General features: G+C 42.0%; 17 protein-coding genes and 1 pseudogene. 5 read left to right on the top strand and 13 right to left on the bottom strand.

From position 1 onward, the window contains the following. Positions 1-46: 46 nt before the first annotated feature. From T344_RS0115005 to T344_RS0114950, 12 genes are all read right to left on the bottom strand, one after another. Complete coding sequence (locus T344_RS0115005; protein WP_027629396.1) at positions 47-2,230, bottom strand: PKD domain-containing protein; 2,184 nt, start codon at positions 2,228-2,230, stop codon at positions 47-49. 419 nt (positions 2,231-2,649) lie between these two features. Next, positions 2,650-3,525, bottom strand: coding sequence for a methionyl aminopeptidase (locus T344_RS0115000; RefSeq protein WP_027629395.1), 876 nt, complete (start codon positions 3,523-3,525; stop codon positions 2,650-2,652). A gap of 42 nt (positions 3,526-3,567) precedes the next feature. Then, complete coding sequence (locus T344_RS0114995; RefSeq protein WP_027629394.1) at positions 3,568-3,915, bottom strand: helix-turn-helix transcriptional regulator; 348 nt, start codon at positions 3,913-3,915, stop codon at positions 3,568-3,570. Between the two features lie 97 nt (positions 3,916-4,012). Then, positions 4,013-4,252 (bottom strand): hypothetical protein, encoded by a 240-nt coding sequence (locus T344_RS0114990; protein ID WP_027629393.1) that lies wholly within the window; start codon positions 4,250-4,252, stop codon positions 4,013-4,015. A gap of 99 nt (positions 4,253-4,351) precedes the next feature. Next, a complete protein-coding gene (locus T344_RS0114985) occupies positions 4,352-5,137 on the bottom strand; it encodes a class I SAM-dependent methyltransferase (RefSeq protein ID WP_027629392.1) in 786 nt (261 codons plus the stop codon). 145 nt (positions 5,138-5,282) lie between these two features. Beyond that, positions 5,283-7,919, bottom strand: a complete 2,637-nt coding sequence (mgtA, locus tag T344_RS0114980) for a magnesium-translocating P-type ATPase (protein ID WP_242842090.1) — start codon at positions 7,917-7,919, stop codon at positions 5,283-5,285. A 381-nt stretch (positions 7,920-8,300) separates the two neighbouring features. Next, entirely contained in the window at positions 8,301-9,602 is a 1,302-nt protein-coding gene (locus tag T344_RS0114975; RefSeq protein ID WP_027629390.1) for an O-acetylhomoserine aminocarboxypropyltransferase/cysteine synthase family protein, read from the bottom strand. Positions 9,603-9,666: 64 nt separating this feature from the next. After that, positions 9,667-10,578, bottom strand: coding sequence for a 4Fe-4S binding protein (locus tag T344_RS0114970; protein ID WP_027629389.1), 912 nt, complete (start codon positions 10,576-10,578; stop codon positions 9,667-9,669). Continuing rightward, positions 10,568-11,227, bottom strand: coding sequence for an ABC transporter permease (locus T344_RS0114965; RefSeq protein WP_027629388.1), 660 nt, complete (start codon positions 11,225-11,227; stop codon positions 10,568-10,570). Before T344_RS0114965 ends, T344_RS0114970 begins: the two co-directional genes overlap by 11 nt. A 13-nt stretch (positions 11,228-11,240) precedes the next feature. After that, positions 11,241-12,203 carry an ABC transporter ATP-binding protein gene (locus tag T344_RS0114960; RefSeq protein WP_027629387.1) on the bottom strand — a complete coding sequence of 321 codons (963 nt, stop codon included), beginning with the start codon at positions 12,201-12,203 and terminating at the stop codon, positions 11,241-11,243. Between the two features lie 24 nt (positions 12,204-12,227). Further along, positions 12,228-12,872 (bottom strand): ABC transporter permease, encoded by a 645-nt coding sequence (locus T344_RS0114955; RefSeq protein WP_027629386.1) that lies wholly within the window; start codon positions 12,870-12,872, stop codon positions 12,228-12,230. 83 nt (positions 12,873-12,955) lie between these two features. Further along, the gene (locus T344_RS0114950; protein WP_027629385.1) at positions 12,956-13,924 is read right to left on the bottom strand and encodes a glycine betaine ABC transporter substrate-binding protein; all 969 of its coding nucleotides are present in this window, start codon (positions 13,922-13,924) and stop codon (positions 12,956-12,958) included. Positions 13,925-14,176: 252 nt separating this feature from the next. Here T344_RS0114950 and T344_RS0114945 point away from each other — a divergent pair, with 252 nt between their 5' ends. Both T344_RS0114945 and T344_RS0114940 read left to right on the top strand, forming a co-directional pair. Further along, positions 14,177-15,178 (top strand): ornithine cyclodeaminase family protein, encoded by a 1,002-nt coding sequence (locus T344_RS0114945; protein ID WP_027629384.1) that lies wholly within the window; start codon positions 14,177-14,179, stop codon positions 15,176-15,178. Positions 15,179-15,191: 13 nt separating this feature from the next. Continuing rightward, complete coding sequence (locus T344_RS0114940; RefSeq protein WP_027629383.1) at positions 15,192-16,691, top strand: HAL/PAL/TAL family ammonia-lyase; 1,500 nt, start codon at positions 15,192-15,194, stop codon at positions 16,689-16,691. A gap of 50 nt (positions 16,692-16,741) precedes the next feature. Here T344_RS0114940 and T344_RS31945 read toward each other — a convergent pair whose 3' ends face one another. Next, positions 16,742-17,068 carry an RtcB family protein gene (locus T344_RS31945; RefSeq protein ID WP_479692232.1) on the bottom strand — a complete coding sequence of 109 codons (327 nt, stop codon included), beginning with the start codon at positions 17,066-17,068 and terminating at the stop codon, positions 16,742-16,744. Between the two features lie 49 nt (positions 17,069-17,117). Between T344_RS31945 and T344_RS28380 the strand changes: the two genes are divergently transcribed. The 3 genes and pseudogenes from T344_RS28380 to T344_RS0114920 all read left to right on the top strand — a co-directional run bounded on the left by T344_RS28380 (position 17,118) and on the right by T344_RS0114920 (position 19,046). Then, complete coding sequence (locus T344_RS28380) at positions 17,118-17,555, top strand: DNA polymerase beta superfamily protein (RefSeq protein WP_084331241.1); 438 nt, start codon at positions 17,118-17,120, stop codon at positions 17,553-17,555. 18 nt (positions 17,556-17,573) lie between these two features. Then, a pseudogene (locus tag T344_RS28375) lies at positions 17,574-18,395 on the top strand (DNA polymerase beta superfamily protein); the annotation flags it as partial. A gap of 468 nt (positions 18,396-18,863) precedes the next feature. Beyond that, entirely contained in the window at positions 18,864-19,046 is a 183-nt protein-coding gene (locus T344_RS0114920; RefSeq protein WP_027629381.1) for a hypothetical protein, read from the top strand. Positions 19,047-19,612 lie beyond the last annotated feature (566 nt).

The raw sequence follows: 19,612 nt of genomic DNA, 5'->3' as shown, positions 1-19,612 counted from the left end.
ATTTCAATTTTCAGAAATGATCTTGTAGTTGCCCAAGCAATACATATTAGAAATATAATTTATTAATTGGAGCTGCTGTTCCTCCGGTTAACTGGATTTTATATCCGAACCTTTCCGTTGGATCCCAACCGTAGGATTTAGCTTTTTTGTATCCGCTCATTGTCACATTGCTGACAACTGCAATTACAACACCATTTTTAGGGGGCTTGGTCAGTTGAATAGTAGTCTGTCCGCTTGATACCGGTGTGCTGAATACAGTAGTGCCATCCGCAGCGCGATATGCTATTTGAACTCTCATGTCAGCAGTAGTGCCATTGCTGCCCAGTGAATCAGGTGCGAAATTAACAATGACTGAAGTAGCTCCCTGGTTGACTGAAACAGGTATAAAGTTTCTTCCCGTATATCTTGGAAGCTTGCTGCTGTCTGAGGGGACAAGCCAACCGCTTTGGCTGGTGGTAGCTGCATACATGGATGTTGAAGCAACACCCTGGACAGCAGTAGAAAACTCCATAAAGTCTCCCAGGGCTAAACGGGCAGAATACTCTGTTACCATTGATTGTACTCTTTGCTTATCCAGCAGTCTTGTCATGGTCTGCAGATTTTGTTCGGTAGTTTTGGCTTCTTCAAATACTTTAAAGTAAAATGTCATTCCCACACGCTGTGATACAAATAGAGGGAATAAGTCATTATATCTGTACCCCGTGCTGTCATTCATATAATCAGATGGCCCGGTAGCTTCTCCCGCTGAATTGATCCCACAGCTTTCAATGGGTACATGCGGCTGCTTGTATACTTCCCTGTCAAGATAACCGATTCCGGAAGGGAACGGAAATTGCTGTGATTGTCCCGGTGTTGCACCGCTTCTCCACTCGGCAAGGCGAAGTATCATATAGTCGTTTAACGACTCCTGAATCCAGGATACCGATTGCCCGGGTACAGTGCCGTATGAATTTAAGAGAACATGATTAAATTCATGGGTAATATTATACCTGTTTTGGTCGCTCATTCCGCTGGCATCGCTTTCAACAAACGGGTATGAACCTTCCCATGCCTGATCTCCCGTAGGTCCGGGATCACGCGGCAGTCCCGTATTGGTAAAGAAATAGTCCATGTATTTTGTTCCGGTTTTTCCGGTTGACCAGGGAGGCATATGTACGCCCATGGTCTGGCTTTCCCATTTTAAATCTTCATTAATACGCTTAAGTATGGATATTTGAGTGGCCTGTGGTACCTGTGATGTGCCGTTTGGACCTTGACTCAATAAAATATAGCCGTATGGAATTGTAAGCGAAGGGGTTCCGTAGGGATTAATGTTAATCGGTGTGAGGGTCGGATTATCGTTCCAGGGTTCTATGGCTGCACCTGGAACATTCCCATAATTCCATACATATGAGCCGGAACTGCCTGCCGGATTTACCGTTATGGTAACGGTATCGGAAGCCGTCAATGCCGTATCACTGGCAGTGAGCTGCAGCACATATGTACCTTCTACCGAGAATGTTACTGCAGTGCCCGGTGAGCCTGGATTTGCAAATGTCACTGTTCCGGGTCCGCTAACCTTGCTCCAGGCTGCAGTAACTGCAGCACCGGCCGGAAGTCCGTCATCCGATACCGTTCCTGCCAATATTGTACCTGGCATAGTTACAGCTGCATCCGGTCCCGCATTGACCACTGGTGCAGCATTTGTACCGCCTGAAGCAGGTGAACCCCATACTCTCCACTCGAGAATTCCTGTGGAGTACCCGGCTTTAGCCGTCATGTTCAGGCGTATCTTGCTGGTTGCAGCTGATGTAAAGGTGGTTGCATTGAAGGTATTGCCTGTCACGCCTTTTCCTGACTGGTTGCTGAAATCCACCCATGAAGTTCCGTTCCAATACTGGAAGTTGCAGGATGCCGGAAGATCCAGACCTTCGTTGTCATCGAACCAGTATACTTCACTCTTGGAAATTGCATAATTCTGGGCAAAATCATACTGTACCCATTGCGTGGTCCCGGGGTTGTCCCAGTTTCCGTATGCGCCATTGCTATGGTCTGCTGAACTGGCCGGTGTATAACCGTCATTGACTGCAGCCAGTGTTTCCCATGGAGAACAGTAGGATGTAGTTGGGTTTCCGAGGGGTGCGATGTTCGTGTCTGCTGCAAATGCGGTAAAATTAAGACTCACCGACATGTAAACAACAGCCAGAAGACAAATTAAGGCTTTCCTGATGTACCTTTTGCTGTTTAACATAATCTTTGCCTCCTTAAAATTTTGTGTTTTATTTATACATCAGTCAGTATAGTTATAGTAACTTTACACCGTCTGATGGTATAAAATTTTCTTATTGAGACACCCTCATCCAATAATTTTGCGCAGCTGTCATACAATAGCCGTTATATGACTGAAATTGATAAATACATTATACAAACGATTATTGTAAAACAATGTAAGGAAATATTTTTATTTCCAAATAAAATTATATATGGAAAAATATAGATTGTAAGTAGATTTATTTTAGTTTTAGTGGACTATATCCACATCGGAAAAATAAAATTAGATTAGCCGAATAGCGGCAGAACACCCGCATTATCTGTTAATTTGTCCTTTGAAATACCGGTATACGAATAATGGGAAGTTGACTTTAAGTACGCCAGCTTCCCATTGTGCTTTTAATACGCAAGTATTTCATAACCCGTTTCTGTTACCAGCACGGTTTTTTCCCATTGTGCAGAAGGCTCCCCATCGGCTGTATAAACTGTCCAGTTATCTCTCTCATCCGTTGCCGTACCGGCCTTTCCCATATTGATCATAGGCTCTACTGTAAAAACAAGGCCTGGAACCAAAAGCATCCCTGTTCCCTGTTTTGATACATAACTGACCCAGGGGTCTTCATGAAATTGCAGGCCAATACCGTGACCGCCTATTTCCCGAACAACAGAATATCCATTCTTCCTGGCATGGTCATGAACCGCCTGCCCCACATCTCCGAGAAATCCCCAGGGTTTTATCTGCTCAATGCCCAATTCCATACATTCTTTGGCAACATCCACAAGTCTTTGTTTTTCAGCCGAGACATCACCAACGCAAAACATGCGGGAAGAATCCGAAAAAAAGCCGTTGTAAATGGTAGATACATCGATATTGGCAATATCTCCGCTTCTCAGGATCACACGTTCGGATGGGATACCATGACATACAACGTCATTTATTGAAATACAAACACTTTTAGGGTATCCATTGTAATTGAGAGTAGCGGGTATTCCTCCAAGCTCCCCTGTTTTTTCATAAATCAGCCGGTCAAGTTCTCCGGTGGTTACCCCAGCAACAACATAATCTCCGATAAAATCCAGCAGATCTATATTCAGTTTACCGCTGTCCCTGATACCTTGAATTTGCTGCTGGGTTTTAAGCAATCCGAGGGGAGGCACTTCGCACGCTTTTGAACGGTAGATGGCCATTTTCTCCTCAATCAGGGCATGGCATTTTTTGTACTTGCGTCCGCTGCCGCACCAGCAGGAATCATTTCTTCCCTGTTTGTCAGACATATTTTGCTCCTTTACATTAACAAACTCGGAGGCAGCAATACCTTATGAATTACTCTGTTCAAAAGAAGCACCTGAAGCTTTCCGGTATTGGCGGGGTGAACATTCGAATGCTGCTGCAAATGCTCTCGTCAGAGATTCGGATGACGAGTAGCCGTAGCGGAAAGCAATATCGGTTATTTTGTCATTAGTGCTCAGAAGATCATTAGCAGCAGCTTTTAACCTGCATTGAGCGAGAAATTGTTTATATGTCATTCCCATGTGTTCCCGAAACTTCGCAGAGCAGTAAAACGGTGAGTAACCAACGTATGATGACATATCTTTCAGAGTCGGACCTTCGGTTAAGTGATTCTCTACCCATTTCACCATTATTTCCATCGTTTGAACAGACATTTGCTTCACTCCTTTCCCCAGTATATCAGTCAATGCGGATAATTACCTGACATAAGTTGCAAATATGCAAACATTCTTTCCAAAATGGAATACCTCCTCATTGATCTTGCGGGAAATTACCGGTGAGAACCATTTTTTTGAAGACCTCATAAAATGATACTACATTATCCTCAGGACCGTTTTTCAACCTCTTGAATGCCTTATCAATCGGATAAACCCGGTTATTATTATCAACCTTTATATGCAGCACAGCACCCGTTCCGAACTCATCCTCGTATACCCATTTATATATCCCCCAATCCTTACATATAATGCTGATTACTTGCCTTGCAGGCATATGGGATACAGCCCCTAAGTTCTCCAAATTTACTGTAACGCCGGTACACCCTCAGTTGGTCACCTGTCCTGAACTATCGTGACTGCTGCTGCCACATGGTTATGGTTTCCTTGCTAAATATAAATCTATTGTATCATAAACTTTTATGTTATTATTGAAATCATAAATTGTATCACGGATTCCTGTTAAAAACTGTGATTTTATTGGCTCGGGCAGAGTAATATTCTCAGAATATGTACTTATTAAAGAAACATATTCATCTGCGGTAAATTCCCTTACTTGTTTATACAGGCGGCATTCAGCTTTAACAAAACCGTATCTTTCAATTGTGCCCTTTATTTTTGCATAGCGCTCCTGCGGATTTTCACGTTCAAGTCTAGCCTTTTCGACTATTTCCGGACCGAAATATTTTTGATAAACCTCTTGCATTTTCAGGTGCAGCTGATCATCAAACCCCTTGGGAGCCGGTTTATTCCAGAAAAGTGCTATTGTTCCTCCGCTTTTCAATATATTGTAAACTTTTGGATAGCCGATTTCCTCCGGTATCCAGTGAAAAGCCGTCCCGGAAAACACAAGGTCGAACCTGTTATTTTCTAAAGCAAATTTTTCAAAATCGGCATTTTCTACTTGAAAATTCTTATAAGGCTTGAATTTATTTCTTGTAAACTCTGTAAAATTCTCTCCAAGCTCTATTGCCATAAGAGAGCTTCCCGTCTTTAATATGGGTTCGGTAGCCTGCCCTGTACCACAGCCTATTTCAAGAGATTCTTTTTCAACATTGAGCTTTGAATATTCTATAATATCATTAAAAAGTTCATTGCAATAACGTGGCCTCCACCTATCATAATTTATAACATCATTATCAAAAGATTTTCTTAAATCCATAATGACCTCACCTCACCAAATATGAATTTTCCGCTTGGTATTATATCAATTATTGATATTTTAACATATCCGAGCACAGGTTGTAACAGAAATAGCCCATCGTGACAGATAAAGCCATGTATAAAGGTACGCCACCACCCCTGTACTACATCCATTCCCCATACCGGCGTATATACAATCTTTTGACCATCTGAACGCACAGCAGGTAACCTGCCAGAATCACCGCCAGCCAAGGAATAAACATGAGCGGCAGGCTCTGCATGTCAAAGCCGATTGAAATGTTTGTAAAGCCTGTTGCAAGTGCTGCCACCGCCACAAGAAACGTGGACAGGAACAGAGGCATGGACGGGTTGCTTTGCAGGAACGGCAATTTGGCCGTACGAATCATGTGGATGACCAGTACCTGGGATACCGTGCCAAACACAAACCACCCGCATTGAAACAGCGGTGAAAGCTCCACCGTATTTGCACCGACAGCCCGCCACATAATAATGAAGCACAGGATATCAAATACCGAACTCAGCGGTCCTAAAAAAGCCATGAAGGACTTGATGGACCGTGTTTCCCATTTGTGCGGCTTTTTGATGTACTCTTTATCCACACTGTCAAAGGGTATGCCCATTTGAGAAAAATCGCACAGCAGGTTTTGTGTCAATATCTGCACCGGCAGCATGGGCAGGAATGGCAGAAAAATGCTGGCAACAATTACCGAAATCATATTGCCGAAGTTTCCGCTTGCCGCCATTTTAATATATTTGATAATGTTTCCGAAAGTACGGCGGCCTTCGATGACGCCTTCCTCAAGCACCATCAAATCCTTTTTCAGCAAAATGATGTCGGCCGTCTCCTTGGCAATATCCACAGCGCTGTCAACCGAAATACCCACATCTGCCTGGCGCAGCGGAGGCGCATCATTAATGCCGTCACCCATATAGCCGACTGTATGCCCCGCCGCCTGGAACGCTTTCACCACCCGTTCCTTCTGGGACGGGGACAATTTTGCAAACAAATCGCAGGTGTCCGCTGCCTCCTGTAACTGTGCGGCATCCATCCGGTCTATGTCGCGGCCCGTCAGCAGACGGGAGTTATTGACACCCACCTTGCCGCAAACTTTCACGGCCACGCCTTCGCTGTCTCCGGTGAGTACAACAGTCCGCACACCGTGTTCACGCAGTGCCGAAATGGCTGACCTGGCACTTTCCTTTGGCGGGTCAAGAAAGCCGACAAAGCCGATTAAAACCATATCCCGTTCATCGGACACGCTGAAGGCACCGCTGTCGGGAACCTCGTTTTTCTGAGCTACGGCAATCATCCGAAGACCATCGGCATTGTACTTTTCATAAGTTGCCAGTGCCATGCGCCTGCTTTCCTCATCCATGGGCCAAACGCGCCCGTGCATTTCCACAAAGGAAGATATGGCTATAATCTCCTCCACCGCACCCTTGGTAATAAGCTGCCGTTTTCCGCTTTTATCGGCTAAAACCACACTCATTCTGCGCCGTGAAAAATCAAAGGGGATTTCATCCACCAGGTTATAGGCGTCCAGCATATTTTGCAGTCCGTTCTGCACGGCCCGGTTGATGATGGCAAGATCTATCAGATTTTTAAGGCCGGTCTGGAAATAGCTGTTGAGGTAAGCATGGCGCAGGATACGGGCGTCATCCTCTCCGTGCAGGTCCATGTACTTTTCCAGCACGATTTTATCCTCGGTCAGCGTCCCTGTTTTGTCGGTGCATAGTATATCCATCTCTCCAAAGGTCTGTATTGCACCGAGAGTGCGGACGATCACCCTGTGCCTGGACATGGATACCGCACCTTTTGCCAGTGTTGAGGTCATAATGACAGGCAGCATTTCAGGGGTAAGTCCCACTGCAATGCTGATGGCAAAAAGCAGTGCACCAGCCCAATCTCTTTTAGCCAAGCCGTTAATCAGGAATACGATGGGAACCATGACCAGCATCATCCGTAACAGGAGTCGGCTGACCGAATCCACTCCCCGTTCAAAACTGGTTTTTGCCCGGTCACCGGACAGGGATTTTGCCATTGACCCGAAATACGTGCTGTTGCCGGTAGCCAGTACTGCAGCAGTGGCACTGCCGCTCACGATGTTGGACCCCATGAACCCGATGTTTCGTATATCAGTCAGCCCATCATCCTGCTTATCCCTTATGTCGCTAAATTTCTCCACAGGATTGGATTCACCGGTCAAAGCCGCCTGCGCCACAAAGGTGTCCTTTGTGGTCAAGAAACGCACATCGGCCGGCAGCATGTCACCTGCCGAAAGGCGGACAATATCCCCGGGGACTATCTCGTCCATAGGTACTTCGATCAGCTTTCCATCCCGCCAGACATCAGCTTTGTTGGAAATCATTTTTGACAGTTTTTCGGCAGCGGCATTTGAGCGCTGGCTCTGCACGAAGGCAACCAGACTGGACAAAAGAACCAGCGATAGAATGATAATAACTGTGAGATAATCAGGTTTTGATGCTGCCACAACATCGGTAAAATACGTGATAATGGCAATGAGAAGTAAAATGATATTGAAAGGGTTGACGACTGCTTCTCTCAACCTGTGCAACACCGTATTTTTATTTCCTACGGTAATTACGTTTTTTCCAAAGCTATCCTGTCTGTTTTCTGCTTCTTCACTCGAGAGGCCTGCCTGTGTGGTAGACAGCTGTGCCAAAAGTTCCTCTCGTGACAGAAAAGCATAGAAACGGAGCTTTACTTCGGTGTCCTGTTTGTTTTCCTGGATCTGTCTGCCAAGTCTTTTTTTGCTCATGAAATTCACTGGAATCATTCCTTTCTTTTTTTAGGATTCCCCAATGAAAACATAATAAAGAAAATAAAAAAAGCCGTCCCTAATAGACGGCAGTATTTGCACAGGCAGATTAATCCATCAATGTTAAATGAGCAATGGACAACAGCCCGCGATAAACGCCGACCAATGGGTTTACGTTTTCACACTGGGGTTTGAAGTCACTTATCGGACTTCGGGGATTGCCGTCCATTGTTTCACATCCTTTTTAAAAAAATTTAAGTTGGATGTTAATTAACATCCAACTTATTTAAGTTACCTGATAAACGATAGAAAGTCAATACCTAATACCTTTTTCCCTTCTCATTTTCATAAGTTCAATTCCGGATATTTCAGGCATACGTATTATTTTATAGCTCCCAAAGCCTGTGACAGGTCATTAATCAAGTCCTCAGTATCTTCTATTCCTACCGACAATCTCAGGGTATCATCATAGACACCTGCTTTTGCACATTCTTCCTTATTCAGACCAAAATGGGTAGAGGTCGCGGAATGTACAATCAAGGATTTGGCATCGCCCACATTGACCATATAATCAAAGACCTGAACATTTTCAAGCACAGTTTTTGCTGCTTCCAGGCCGCCCTTCAGGCGTATGGACATAATTGCTCCGGGGCCTTTGGAAAAATATTTTTGAGCCAGGCTGTTATACGGACTGGATTTCAATCCCGGATAAGCAACAGATTTCACCTGTGGATGCTTTTCTAAAAATTCCGCTACAGCTTGTGCATTTTTTGTATGCCTTTCCATTCTTAATGAAAGAGTTTCCATGCCCTGTAACAAGTAAAATACCGTCTGAGGGCTCACATGTGAACCTAAATCTGTCAAAAACCTTATTCGAAGCCGTTTAGTAAACATTTCCCTTTTAAGTGTTTCGGGTTCTATATTATTTTTAAATTCATCATAAAACTTTTCAAACTGTGGAAATTTTCCGTTAAGCCAGTTAAATTTACCGCTTTCAACCACCAGTCCGGCAATAATTGTACCATGCCCCGCCAGATACTTTGTAGCGGAATAGCAAATGATATCCACGCCATACTCAAAAGCCTGAAATAAATACGGTGTTGCAAAGGTATTATCAATAACCAGCGGTATATTGTGCTCATGTGCAAGTGACGCAATTTTTTCGATATCCAGGATTGTAATACCGGGATTACCTAATGATTCTATGTAAATAGCACGTGTACGTCCGTTAATCTCTTTTCTGTAGGATTCTATATCATTCTCATCTTCCACGAAGCGCGTATGAATACCGTAATCCGGCAAGGTCTTTGCCAATAATGCGGTACTTCCTCCATACAACGTGTGAACGGCTATAATTTCATCTCCTGCGTTTGCAAGATTCAAAATTGTATTTGATATGGCTGCCATCCCCGAAGCAAGTGCAAGTGCCGAAGCTCCCCCTTCCAATGAAGCGATTCTTTTCTCCAGAACCGTATTTGTAGGATTGGAAAACCGTACATATGAGTGTCCTTCTTCAGAATACTCAAATAAACGGATACACCGGTCAAAGTCACCCAGTTCAAATGCTGCCGTCTGATAAATAGGTACAGCCTTTGAACGGTAATGTTCAGCCGGATTATATCCCGCATGCAATTGCCTTGTAGTAAATCCCAATGAATCATTATCATATGCTCTATAACTCATAAATATCTCCTTTTATTGTTGCCTGGCGGTCTGTAACATCTAAAACTTATATTGCCGGCGAAGGTTACAGACCACTGGTTATAAGTTTCAACGCATCCTTCGGACATCCCGTAACACAAACTCCGCAGCCGATGCAGCTGCCGGTATCAGCCTGAACCGGCTTACCATATGAAAACACTCCAAACTGGCATCTTTTAACACATAAACCGCAGCCAATACAGTTTTCATGTTCCAGTTCAACTTTGTAAAAAGATTTTGGCCAAAATTGATGACTTTGCATTTTTTCCCGGCTCCTGAATAAGTAGCAGCAATCACCGCAGCAGTTGCATACACCGGTTTTATTAACGGTATGTACCAGACCCTGTTTATCTGCATCCAGAACAATTTGTTTTGCTTCTTCCTTTGTAATTTCTTTTGATATGCCTCTGTGCGCACGGGAATTTATGCCGTTCTTCCAGCTCACACAGGTATTCAGGGGCAGTCCGCAATCACCGCTCAATGCACGGCAGTCACAGAGAGATAAATAAGCCTGTCCTTCCTGTTTGTCAATATATTGAAGAGTTTCGTCCAAGGGCAGAATGATATCACCGGTAGGTACCTTTTCCGGATTTTTATCAAGCCCTTCATAGTATGCATCAAAATACCAGCCATCAATAGCCTTTCTGCCTTCTGCCGGTATACTGCGGTATTCCGGAATTCTTGTCACCACGAAAGAATCAAGGTAACTGTAAAAATCCGAAGTCCTGTATTCCCCCTTTTCCATATTTTCATAAGAAACCAACCCTCTGGAGTAATAATCCTGCAGCAGCTCTCCTGCTTTCTCCTTATCATATTCGGTTATATCCTCTGCTTTAAAAATGCGGTCCCCGTACTTCCCCAGAATACTGATTTCTTCCGGGGTAAAAAAGATATCCAGGTACGGCCGGGCAGCTTCAGGAATCTTAAAATTGTCATAAAATATTTGTTTATCCGGCATTCCCCAATCTCCCTTCGGCTCTCTTTAAACTGTAGATTTCCAATCTGGAAAGCACCCAGTTGACAACCAGCGCAAGTCCGGCAGTGTAGACAGTTCCCCAGAGCATTTTTATATAATTCATGGAAGAAAGGCCATCGAACAAAACCTTTCCCAAACCTCCCGCATTCACAGTCTGTGCTATTGTAGCACTTCCAATAGTTACAATTGCCGCTATACGTATACCGCCGATTAAAACAGGTAAAACCAGCGGCAGCTGTACACCGGTGAAAATCGTAAATTTTGTCATTCCCATACCTATGCCTGCTTCAATAATATTTTTATCTAACTGGTGAAAGCCTGCAAGGATATTACGAACCAAAATAAACTGACTGTAAACAACCAATACAAAAATTGCATTTTTCTTTCCAAGCCCTAAAAAAGGTAATAATAAAGAAAAAAAGGCCAGGCTTGGTATGGAATACAACGCCCCAAGGAGAGCCATAACCACTTGCGATATTTTTTTCAGTCTCAATAAAATCAAGCTTACCGGGATTGCAATTAAAAGTGATATGAGCAATGCTGTTCCCACGAGCTGGATATGCTCCAGCAAACATTTTACAAGCAGGTCGGTATGTTTTTGAGCATATTCTACAAATTTTATCCAGTTCAAGTCTGTTTCCTCCTTAGACAATATTTGCTATCTGATTCCAGGAAACCATTCCTGCAATTTCACCGGCCGCATTTTCCACATAAATTACTTTACTTCTGTCTTTCAGGAATATCGGCAGGGTTTCTTCTACAGGACTGGTTTCTGATTTAAATATACCCTGGGCATCTATATCCCCATGAACCTTTTCCATTATTGCACCTAATGAAATTACCTTCATACGGACTATAGGGTCGTCTGCCGATACCAGTTTTGAAACAAACTCATTTGCCGGATGAAGCATAATTTTATCCGGTGTATCGTATTGCTGTAATTTCCCTTCGTGCATGATAATAACCCTTGACCCCAATTTAAATGCTTCCTGAATATCATGAGTTACAAACAGAATCGTCTTTTTCGTCTTTTCCTGTAAACGCTGCACTTCGGCCTGAAGTGCAGTTCTGGTTATAGCATCTATTGCTCCGAAGGGTTCATCCATCAAAAGAACATTTGGATCTGCGGCCAAGGCTCTGGCTATTCCTACCCTCTGCTGCTGACCTCCTGATAATGATCTGGGGTAGCGGTTCCTGTAGTCTTCGGCATCAAGGCCGATGGTATCAAGAAGTTCATCTACCCGTGTCTCAATCCTTTTTTTATCCCATTTCAAAAGCTTGGGAACCGTAGCTATATTATCTCTGACTGTTTTATGAGGGAACAGTCCACCGGCCTGCACAACATAGCCGATATTCCTGCGATGGTCTACTTCATTTATTGCTTTTATGCTTTTTCCATAAAACCGGATATCACCACCGGTATAATCGTACAGGCGATTTACCATCTTCAGCAGCGTCGTTTTTCCGCAGCCGGATGAACCTAGAATAGTAATAAATTCACCATCATAAATATCCATGGTAATATCATTAACAGCATCTGTCTTCATGCCCGGGAAACGTTTATATACATGATTGAATTCAATTGCGGGTATATTTTTATCTTTCATACTTTTTACCTTCCATGATTTGGCTTATTCCACAAGTCCCATCCGTTTGGTCAGTACGTTCTGAACACCTTCCAATAACAGATCCGCAGCAATTGATATGACAGCGATGGAACCTCCTCCCAACAGAGTTATGAATACTCTGCCATAACCTATTCCTGATGATACCAGTACTCCCAGACCGCCTGCACCTATATAGGAGGCGATTGCTGTTGTTGCAACGACCTCTACGACAGCCGTTCTGATGCCCGCTGCTATTAAAGGAAGTGCCAGAGGAAATTCCACTTCAAGAAAAACCTGCTTTGCAGACATTCCCATTCCAATGGCAGTTTCCCTGATAGAATCTTTTACCGACAAAAATCCGGTTATAGTATTAATAAGAATAGGCGGCAACGTAATAATTATCAATACTATTGTTGCAGGGAACCGCCCTATCCCTATCAAAGGGACCATAAGAACCATTAATGCCAGACTTGGGATAATTCTAAGGGCGTTTACCGTTCCTGTTATAATTCCCGATAACTTTGGCAATTTGGCACAGACGATCCCCAGAGGAATTCCTATAAGAATTGCAAATACAGTTACCACCAGGCTGATAGTAATATGCGTTGCCACATAAGACCAATATTTCGATGTATTTTCCAGGTAATATTGAATAAGATCCGAAAACATTTTCCCTCCCCCAATAAACTTTTAAATTTTCCGGCAGCATCAAAGCTACTGCCGGAAAATTATTCTGCTTCCTGACAAGGTGCTTATTTTAAAGAGGCTTTTATGCTCTCATAATATTCCCTGGCCACATCGTCATATTCCTTGCCGTCTGCATCAACTTCAGCATTCATTTTAATAACATTATCGGTAGTAAATGTTGCAGTAACCAGATTTATAATCCTCTCAGCTCCCGGATTTGCTTTTAAAGCATCATTGCGGATCACAGGAATTATGTAGTACGGTACCCATGCTCCCAGGTCGTCCTTGAGAACAGTCCACTCGTCTCCTGCCAGATTACCTTCTGTGGTATACACACTGAACACATCAACATTTCCTGATTTTGCCGCTGAAAATGAAAGCGTATGCTCCATAACTGACAATTTAAAAGGCAGCTTTCCATAAACCTGTTCGAGTCTTGGAATCTGAGCTTCAGTAAATTCCGCTTTGCAGGAGAAAACCAGTTTTTGCTTCTGAGCAGCCGCCCATGCCTCTGAAATGGTAGATATGCCAAGTTCCTTTGCCCGTGTTGCCAAAACGGCAAGACCTTCCGAGTCATTTACATCGGCCGGATCCAGAATTGCTATGTCATACTGTTTCTCATATTGTTCCTTTACAGTCTTATACACTTCATCCTTATCGTATATAGGATCAAGCCCCAATACAGAAACTAAAGCCGTACCGGTATATTCGGGATATAAATCCACATCCCCTGTCTTTATGGATTCTCTTATGACCGCACTTGCCAATGATTCGGCACGTTTAACCTGGTATCCGCCATTTTCAAGGGCCAATGCATATATTTCCGCAAGGACCTTGGATTCGGTAAAATCTTTTGAACCTACTATAATAGGTTTTTTACCAACCGATTCTGATGTTGGAGCAGCAGATGCCGAACTCTGAGTCTGAGTCGCACTCGAAGTTGCGGAAGAATTACTTCCGCAGCCGGCTGCCGATAATATAAAACCTACGCAAAGTGTTAGAGCTAATAATTTACTTTTTAAATTTTTTTTCAAAATAATACCCCCTAAAATTATTATGTACGATACAGATGTTCCGAAATACACATCTGTCCTTTGAAAACTGCAGGCTATCTGCGTCCATCACAAACATACTAATCATATAAGTTACATATGAATTATTATTAACATAATATTCATTTTTTCATACTATGTCAATAGGTATAGTATGATTTTTTCATTGACTTTAATAAACAGCAAAGTTATAATGAACTCACTAATAATTACTTATGCTGGGGAGACATTATTATGAATAACAATAAGATACTATTTATCAGCGGAAAAGATATCGAATCCATGAATCTGACAAATGAAGAAATTTTAAATTCGGTGGAACAAAGTCTTGTCGCACAGGGAAGCAGCCAAACCGTAATTGAACCCCGGGTTCACCTCATTCCCAATCCGTCTGTTAACGGTCACTTCAATATTTTAAGGGGCTATATAGAACCTCTCAATGTTGCAGGTGTAAAAATTGTAGGTGACTATGTGGACAATTATAAAAAAAATCTCCCTTCCGAGCTTGCCCTGTTAAATCTATATGATCCCGGTACCGGTATGCCTCTGGCAATCCTGGATGCAACAGCTATTACCGATATGCGGACCGGAGCCCTCACTGCAATCGGTGCAAAATATCTGGCCAGAAAAGACAGTAAAATTCTTGGACATCTTGGTGCCCGTGGAACCTCATACTGGAATGTAATATTGCTGGACAGTATTTTCAATTTTGATGAAATCCGTGTTAACAGCAGAAGGCCTGAATCAAGAGAAGCTTTTGCAAAACTTCTTACCGGGAAATTGGGCAAACCTGTTATTGCCGTTGACAACAGTGAGGATTGCTTAAAAGGAGCAGATATCATGGTTGAGGCAACAAGGCTTATAGAGCCGGAGCCTTTTCTTTTAACCAGGTGGGTAGCACCCGGAACCTTTGTTGTTCCTTATGGTACAATAAGCGCAGTTGAAAATGATTTGACCGATGTCATGGATAAAATAATAGTTGATGATTGGGGACAGTGCAAGGGCGGTAAATTTGGCAGTCTCCGCTATCATGTCGACTCGGGAAAGCTGTCTCAGGAAACACTTTATGCAGAATTATGCCAAATAGTAACCGGACAGAAAAAAGGACGTGAATCAAAGGATGAACGTATTCTATTCTGGCACCGCGGTTTGTCACTCAATGATATAGCTTTAGGATATCTGATATGGCAAAAAGCCATAGATGCAAAAATCGGAACAGAACTTACATATCGTTAGCAGGTGAAAACAATTGAAAAACTTTATTATAGACGGCAGCCATCTTACAACTAAACAAATTTATGAAACTGCATACAGAATATCTGTTCCCGTAATTCCCGAAAAGGCTATGAACAGGGTAAATGAATCCCATCAGCTTCTGCTCGGGATAAGTTCCTCAAATAATCATAAGGTCTATGGTATGAATACAAGTGTAGGCTTTAACAAGGACCGGAGCGTAGCTCCTTCGGATGTGATGCAATTCAACCTTTCGCTTCTCCGGAGCCATAACGTGGCCATACGTGAGAGCTGTACCAAAGAAGAAGTACGTGCAGTACTTCTGGTTTTGATTAACGGCTTCCTCAGGGGAAATACCGGTGTTTCTCCCGCACTTGTCAAATATCTCGTTACTTTCCTGGAAAAGGATGTCTGTCCAATAATGAAATGGTGCGGCTCCATCGGCGAAGCTGACATCGGTCCGCTTTCATCAATAGGCCTGGTGCTTACGGGAGAAGGTGAAGCAGAGTACAGGGGCCGGATAATGGCAGGCAGTGAAGTTCTGGCCTCTCTGGGTCTTTCCCCGCTCATTCTGGGTCCCAAGGAAGGTTTGGGTTTAATCTCCTCCAATGCACAGTCTCATGCTTTTACAGCACTTTTTCTGGAAAGGGTATTTAACTATCTGGATATGAACCAGTTGGTATATTGTCTCAGCCTGGAGGGTATAAATGGTGTTGTTGACCCTTTAAACCAGGAGGTAAATCTTCTGAAAGGCAGTCCAAATCAAATAAGATGTGCCGAGCAATGCAGAAGCTTTCTGGAAGGCAGCTACCTGTGGCAGCCGGATAAATCCCGTAGTTTACAGGACCCATTGAGTTTCCGGAATCAGATAGCTGTTGCAGCTGCGGTTCTCGATGCATTGCAATTTGCTCAAAATCAGCTGGCCCTTGACCTGAATCACACACAGGACAACCCCTGCCTGCTTCCCCAAGAAAAACGCTTTATTGGTAATTGCAATTTTGAAACCCTCTCTTTAGTCCAGGGAATTGAGATGTCCTCAATTGCACTGGCTCATCTTTCAAAAATGATATGCCACAGGATACTGAGAATCTCTGATCCGCGTTTTTCCGGGCTTGACCGTTTTTTGACTCCAAATGCCAATGTATTGGGTTTCCCAACGGTACAAAAAACTGTCAGCATTTTAGATACGGAAATCCGCATGTATGCCAACCCCAGTTCGCTGGATTTTCTTGAAGTCGCAGGAGCAATAGAAGATCATGCTGCCAATACAGCTTTTGCAGTAAAAAAGATCAGTTCGATTTTAGACAACCTGTATTACCTGTCTGCAATAGAACTGATCCACGGCGCGCAAGCCGTAACACTGCGGGGAAACCCACGGCTCGGGGAAAAAACCCGGAAACTTTATACCTCTTTCCGTGAGATCATCCCGGCTCTCTATGAGGACCGTGATCAATCCGCGGATATTGAAAAAAGCCGGCAATTCGTACAAGATGCAATTGATAAATTGACCCAATAAACCTCTTCACTTCGCTTATAAAATTATTTCTTATTTAATCTCTTTTTCAGCTACTCATCCATTTGTAATCTGGGATATTCTGCCAAACTTCTTACAGGTAATACCCAGCCATTTAGTCTTGGTAGTATATACGGAATTGCAGAAGAACTACTAACAGCGATAATGCTTCCATCCCTCATATTAACAGGAATTATTACTCTTTCGCCTTCCCTTGCGGATATAGCGCCTTTTCTCAAAATCATTTCATTCATATCTATATAATTATGAATTGTGGTGAAACTATCTTTGACCTCAAAACCCATTTTGCGCACAATTACCTCTGCTATTGCTTTTCGGTTGAATTCTGCAAACATCTGAGCGATCCTCATATCATGAATATAGTCTTCAAATATTATATACAGAGAAAATTACTGTACAGCTCAAAAGATGCGGGATCTTTTACCTGATTATTTTTCATCAGTTCCTACAATATATCACTATCTTCATACTGCCAGAAGTAAGTTTGAAGACGTTATGAATACAGACCAGGTTAAGATTAAAAAATATTTCTATATATTAAGACCAATTCTGGCATGTATGCGGATTGAAAAAAAGAATACCATTCCCCCAATGGAGTTTAGCAAGCTTATGGCTGAGCAGCAGTTGGATGACATCTTAGTAAATGAAATTTATAAGCTGCTTGATAAAAAGATTTCCGGCTTGGAGATTGATATTGAGCCAAAAAGTCAAATAATAATTGATTTTCTTGGAAGTAGAATAGAACATTATGAGCAATATCTTACAACTGTCAGAAAAGATAAAAAATCCGATTATGAGCCTTTAAACTCGTTGTTTAGAGAATCTCTTAGGGAAGCCTGGGCTTAGCTGTTCGAGGAGGATCGTATGAATATTCAAACTATAAAAGATAAGCTAAATTCAAAAGAATATGAGTTTTTAAGGAAAGACCCGCACCTCGGGAATAATATTTTAATCCTTACAACTGCAGGCTCCATAGCCTACGGAACTAATGTAGACAACAGTGATATTGATGTCAGGGGTGTTTCTGTGGAAACGAAACAGGATATTATGGGATTATCAAGTTTTGAGCAGTTTGAAAACAGGACAACCGATACAGTTGTATACGGACTAAAGAAATTTATATCTCTCTGTGTAAATTGCAACCCAAATGTTCTTGAGATACTTGGCACAAAACCGGAACATCTTCTTTATCTGACCAAAGAAGGACAACTCCTGAGAGACAATGTTGATCTATTTTTATCTAGAAAGGCTATTCAAAGCTTTGGCAACTATGCCGCAGCTCAGCTTAGAAGGCTTCAAAATGCTCTTGCAAGGGACAACTATCCCCAAGCAGCAAAAGAGCAGCATACCTTAAATAGTATATTGGGACAGATGGATCATCTCAAAAGGACTTATAAAAGCTTTACTGGCAGCGAAATAAGCTTATATATTGATAAATCTGCAAGAGAAGAAATGGATACAGAAATATTTATTGATATAAACCTGAAATACTATCCCTTGAGGGACTTTAAAAATATTTATTCTGATATGAACAACATAGTTAAAGATTATTCCAAGCTTAATCACAGAAATAGCAAAAAGGATGAACTCCATCTTAATAAGCACGCAATGCACTTGATTCGCCTTCTTGTAACAGGTACAGAAATCCTCGAAGGTAAGGGTATAAACACTTATAGAGAAAAAGAATTTAATTACAATTATTAACTCGCAGGTCTAATAACCTAAAAAGATGTATACCTGTTCAATATTTTTTATTGAAATCGGTATACATCTTTATTATTCAGTATACAACTTTATTAAACTGAAGCACAACTTGTGGGTTCTCATAAAGTTTGGTACTAAAATACATAATATTAGATATTCTATTACTATCAGGAGTACGGGCAGATTTTTGCAATTTCTGTACGTTAAGAGTACGAATGGTTAATAACGGTTAAAATATTGCACGCTAAGGCTTGGGAGCAATTGGTTATCTTGGGGGGTTTGTGTAGTTATGAACAGCATTGCTACACAGAAGCCTATTTATAAATATCCTTTTTATACTATGCAAAGTCTGTAGTGTTTTACATAAACAATTTTTATATAAATTGTTAAACAAATACTTCAAATATGGTAAATATCTGTGGATTGCTGTATTTTTTGAGGGGCAAATTAGTGAAAAAAGTTAAAATATTCATAGCGTCTTCGTTTGAGCTAAATACTGAGCGTGATCAAATAGAGATTTTCATTGGCAGGGAAAAAGATAAATATATAGAACAAGGCGTTCATCTGCTGTGTGTAAGATGGGAAGAAACAGGAGCATTCCTTTCACCCTTTAAGAATTCAAGACCGCTTTAACGAATCGCTTCTTGACTGTAATATCCTGTTTTCCTGTTTTTCAAAAAGGTCGGAAAGTATGCAAGGGAAGAGTTCCAAAAAGCATATAAAGGTTTTAATGAAGAAAAAAAGCCCAACCACCTATATGTCTTTTTCAAGAATGTCCCTGTCCTGTCTGGTGATATTGACGAAAGTTTTCTTGAAGTCCTCCAAATGAAAAAGATGATATAAGCAAGACCTATATAAATCCATCAGATGAAGTCAGATCAACTATTTACAGCAACTCAAGAGAGTATTACAATTCCCTCCAGAGCATAAACGGAAGGTTCTACCATTTGAATATTTGCAACACCATCCTTCCCGGCACCGGATTGATAAATACTTGTGTAAGGTTAGGTGAACATTGTATAGTGGTGATAAACATGCAGATCGTATAAGTTTAAAATTTAACAAGTCATGCATATAAGGTGCTCAATCTGAGCACGAATTTGGTCGCTCCCATAAAAACTCCTCCTTAGCATTATGTTAATAATTTTTGCCAAGAAGGAGTTTTTTCCTCATTCCAAACCAACAAAATTTTTTACAGT

The sequence above is a fragment of the Ruminiclostridium cellobioparum DSM 1351 = ATCC 15832 genome (genome assembly GCF_000621505.1).
In the GTDB taxonomy this organism is placed as follows: Bacteria; Bacillota; Clostridia; order Acetivibrionales; family DSM-1351; genus Ruminiclostridium; species Ruminiclostridium cellobioparum.
This window is presented reverse-complemented; position numbering and strand designations above follow the sequence as displayed.

Excerpts from the sequence above, each read along its gene's own strand:
- T344_RS0114960 (WP_027629387.1), bottom strand. The coding sequence starts at position 12,203 with ATGAAAGATAAAAATATACCCGCAATTGAATTCAATCATGTATATAAA.
- T344_RS0114955 (WP_027629386.1), bottom strand. The coding sequence starts at position 12,872 with ATGTTTTCGGATCTTATTCAATATTACCTGGAAAATACATCGAAATAT.
- mgtA (WP_242842090.1), bottom strand. The coding sequence starts at position 7,919 with ATGAGCAAAAAAAGACTTGGCAGACAGATCCAGGAAAACAAACAGGAC.
- T344_RS0114970 (WP_027629389.1), bottom strand. The coding sequence starts at position 10,578 with ATGCCGGATAAACAAATATTTTATGACAATTTTAAGATTCCTGAAGCT.
- T344_RS0114995 (WP_027629394.1), bottom strand. The coding sequence starts at position 3,915 with ATGTCTGTTCAAACGATGGAAATAATGGTGAAATGGGTAGAGAATCAC.
- T344_RS28380 (WP_084331241.1), top strand. The coding sequence starts at position 17,118 with ATGCGGGATCTTTTACCTGATTATTTTTCATCAGTTCCTACAATATAT.
- T344_RS0115000 (WP_027629395.1), bottom strand. The coding sequence starts at position 3,525 with ATGTCTGACAAACAGGGAAGAAATGATTCCTGCTGGTGCGGCAGCGGA.
- T344_RS0114975 (WP_027629390.1), bottom strand. The coding sequence starts at position 9,602 with ATGAGTTATAGAGCATATGATAATGATTCATTGGGATTTACTACAAGG.
- T344_RS0114990 (WP_027629393.1), bottom strand. The coding sequence starts at position 4,252 with ATGCCTGCAAGGCAAGTAATCAGCATTATATGTAAGGATTGGGGGATA.
- T344_RS0114985 (WP_027629392.1), bottom strand. The coding sequence starts at position 5,137 with ATGGATTTAAGAAAATCTTTTGATAATGATGTTATAAATTATGATAGG.
- T344_RS0115005 (WP_027629396.1), bottom strand. The coding sequence starts at position 2,230 with ATGTTAAACAGCAAAAGGTACATCAGGAAAGCCTTAATTTGTCTTCTG.
- T344_RS0114945 (WP_027629384.1), top strand. The coding sequence starts at position 14,177 with ATGAATAACAATAAGATACTATTTATCAGCGGAAAAGATATCGAATCC.